We start from the raw sequence: 3,117 nt of genomic DNA on the forward strand, positions 1-3,117 counted from the left end.
CAACACGTATTGGCAGGTCGCTACCGACCCTTCTCCCCCCGACACAAATCTGGATTACAACACGTATTGGGCTGAGGTGCAGGCGAAGCAGGAGTACCAGCAGCGATAGTTGGAGCAGCGCCAGCGGGAAGCGCATCGGCAGGATTCGGTCACAGTCCCGGTAAGTGTGAGCGGGAGCGTCGGCCAAGCTCGTCCTGCTTGCTCGGCCGCCGTTCCTGACACGTGAACGGTTGCCCGTGGAACCGTCATCGAAAAGCGGTCTGCCGAGCCGATTCCGACGAACGCTGCGCTTCTCGCGGTGGCCTCTCTGCTCTCGGCATCGCCAATCGAAACTCGCGACTGCGTGTTTTTCACCACACGACGGCCCGCGACATCGGCTTGCCGCGCAATAATCCCGGACGTCGAACCGGCGGATTCTGATGCGGAACCTATTTCGAGTTTAACAGGTTTCAACCGCTTACCGATCTTAGGCCCTGGCTCCCTCCCCCGCGCCACCCCCCGCCTTGTACGATGACATTTTGCCAAAACACACCCGACTTGAGCGGAGGCCGCACCACGAGGCTGGGCACGGCGGCCGCAACACGATCGTCGCTTCGTGTCCGTGCAACCGCTAAGGAAAAGCGGGCATCCGAGCGCGCTCAAACCGATACGTTCCGACAACTCCAGCCACGCCCAGGTCGGACGACTGCTGGAGCTGTCGGTTTACCGTGGAATCCCGATAGCATCGTGGAGAGAAGGGATTCATCGCGGCTGTTTTAGCCGAGCGCGGACCAGCTCGGGCAAATACTTGACGGGCACGGTGCCCTCGGAAATCACGGCCTCGTGATAACGCCCCAGATCGAAGTTGTCGCCCATCTCGCGCTCGACCTGTTGCCGCAGGCGATACAATGCCATCCGACCGACAAAGTAAGTGCTCAGTTGCGTCGAACTCTGCTTGACGCGCACGATCTTGGCGCTCGCTTCCGCCTCGGATTGAAAGGCTTCCTCCATCAGAAACCCCAACACGCTGCCATCGGAGCTGTCGGTGTAATGCATCTGATGAGCGATGATCGCGTTGGCCACGGCCCGCAGATAGAACTTGAGCTGCATCAACCGCAGGCGCAGGTCGCCGTTGCCATAGCCCTGGTCGAGCATCATCTGCTCGGTGTACACGGCCCAACCTTCGGCGAAGACGCCGGACGCCAACACCCGCCGCACGAGTGACGATGTCCGATTGGCATACTCGAACTGCACGTAGTGTCCCGGATACGCTTCGTGGATCGTCAGGATTTGCAACATGCGAGGATTGTATTCCTGCAGGAACGTTTCCACGTACTTTGCATCCCCGTCGGGAGGACTGATGGCGTAAAAGCTTTCGGCTAGAGGGTCCAACGGCGCCGCGGAGTCAAGATAAGCGGCCGCATTCCCTCGCCGGAACTTTGGCATTTCGATCACTTGGCAGCGATCGGGATCCGGCAGTCGGAGAATATCGTGCTCGCGAATGAACGTTTTGATGCGGTCGACCGTGCTACGGGCGTCCCGGATCAGTTCGTCGGGGCGGCCGTGCTCCTGACCGATGGCGTCAATCACTTGACGGATGGTGGCGCGGCGACCGATCGCATCGTCCGGAGGCAACGGTCGCTTCGGAAAGTATTCGCTCCACAACTGGCGAGCGATGACGTACATGTCGCGTCGGACCCGCTCGAATTCGGTCTGAGCATCGGCGAACACTTGGTCGGCGGTCATTCCGGCGTCCAACTCCAGCTCCTGCTGGCGGCCGAACTTCTCCTTGCCTAGACGCCATTCGCCGGTGGCCCGCGACATCAAGTCCCCCTCCAGAAACGCTCCATAATCCTTCAACAGCGCCACGACAGTGGCGGCGGACCTTTTCAAGGCCTCGATCTGCGTCGTTTCTCTGGCCAGTTCAAAGATCTCCTTGTCGTAAAAGGAAATCATTCCGCGGTTCTGCCGGATGGCAGTCTCTAAGATGGCCTTGGGCGGACTGGTCAGGTTTGCCTTCGCCGCCGCCACGACCCGCGGGATTTGCCCCATGCGGGCAATGCAATTGGCGATGTTGGTCTCCTTGGGCAATGTCGAGCGCGTCAACAACACGTACACGCCGTCGTTGATGTAGCCGACATAGGTCCGCGGATCTTCTTCAAAGGGGTGTCGGTTCTCCGTGAGCCAAATGGTCGTTTCCAAGTCGTGCTTGAAGATCTCGAAGTCGATCTGGCCGGCCCGCGAAAGCGCCGAGTAGTCCACTTTCTTGGGCAGCTCATCGAGCGTCGTCCGAGCATGCGCCAGCCACCGTCCGCGCGCAGCGGGCGAAACGTCGTCGAGCAAATGATCGAATCGGTGATCTCCCAACCACGTCGCTCGCAGCGGCTGCATCTGAAAGTGTTCTTCGAGGTATTGCTTGAAGAAGTCTTCCATTTTTCGATCGGCCTCCTGAGCCGATGCCTGAGAAAGGCTGGCTATTGCCAGTGTCGCGATGGCCAAACGCACAGTGAGGGGAATCACGTTCATCGTAAGAGGCTCCGAAGGCGCCGCTTCCAAGGTGGCTACAAGCTGGCTTCAGCGTCAGCGATTCGTTGCATTCACCAGAGGCGTATCATAGTCCATCCAAAACCGCCGTGTACGGTTTGGATCCGACACCGCGATTTACAGCCGCTCGAAGTTCCACAGCGGATTCGCAACGGCGGTCGTCGATTCGGTCCGCTGATGAGTTCGCCGCGTGTTTCGCGGCGCCGATCGCGATTCGAGCGGCGTCAGGCTCGTCTCGGCCGGCGACAAGCTGATCTGCGTCAGCGACACGGCGGTGACCGCTTACCCAATCCAGCTAGAGCGCGTATACCGGTAGCCCGTCAGCCCCCGCGGCCAGGCCCCCCGGGGGGTCTTGCGTCTTTCTTTAGCTAAGACCGCTCGGCCAGCCTACGAGCGGATGCACAGCGGCCTTGTCCGGCGGCGGTTTCGGCGTCGTCGCTTGGCCATCGGGGTTCAGGCTGAGCACTTCCTTGCCCTCGGGGATCGTCCAGAGTTTGACGATCCCCTGCGCATCGCCGCTGGCCAGGAGCTTGCCATCGGGAGCGAACGCGACCCAGGTTGCCTCGGCCTCGTGACCGATGAGCTGCCTTGCAA

3 protein-coding genes are annotated in these 3,117 nt (G+C 60.6%); all 3 read right to left on the reverse strand.

Going from position 1 to position 3,117, the window contains the following annotated elements:
- Positions 1 to 741: 741 nt before the first annotated feature.
- The gene (locus tag VGY55_24780) at positions 742 to 2,505 is read right to left on the reverse strand and encodes a DUF885 domain-containing protein (GenBank protein HEV2973205.1); all 1,764 of its coding nucleotides are present in this window, start codon (positions 2,503 to 2,505) and stop codon (positions 742 to 744) included.
- 135 nt (positions 2,506 to 2,640) lie between these two features.
- Positions 2,641 to 2,793 carry a hypothetical protein gene (locus VGY55_24785; GenBank protein ID HEV2973206.1) on the reverse strand — a complete coding sequence of 51 codons (153 nt, stop codon included), beginning with the start codon at positions 2,791 to 2,793 and terminating at the stop codon, positions 2,641 to 2,643.
- A gap of 94 nt (positions 2,794 to 2,887) precedes the next feature.
- Positions 2,888 to 3,117, reverse strand: a 230-nt coding sequence (locus tag VGY55_24790; protein HEV2973207.1) for a hypothetical protein, incomplete at its 5' end; no start/stop codon positions are given.

The organism is Pirellulales bacterium (genome assembly GCA_035939775.1).
Classification (GTDB): Bacteria; Planctomycetota; Planctomycetia; order Pirellulales; family DATAWG01; genus DASZFO01.

Excerpts from the sequence above, each read along its gene's own strand:
- VGY55_24780 (HEV2973205.1), bottom strand. The coding sequence starts at position 2,505 with ATGAACGTGATTCCCCTCACTGTGCGTTTGGCCATCGCGACACTGGCA.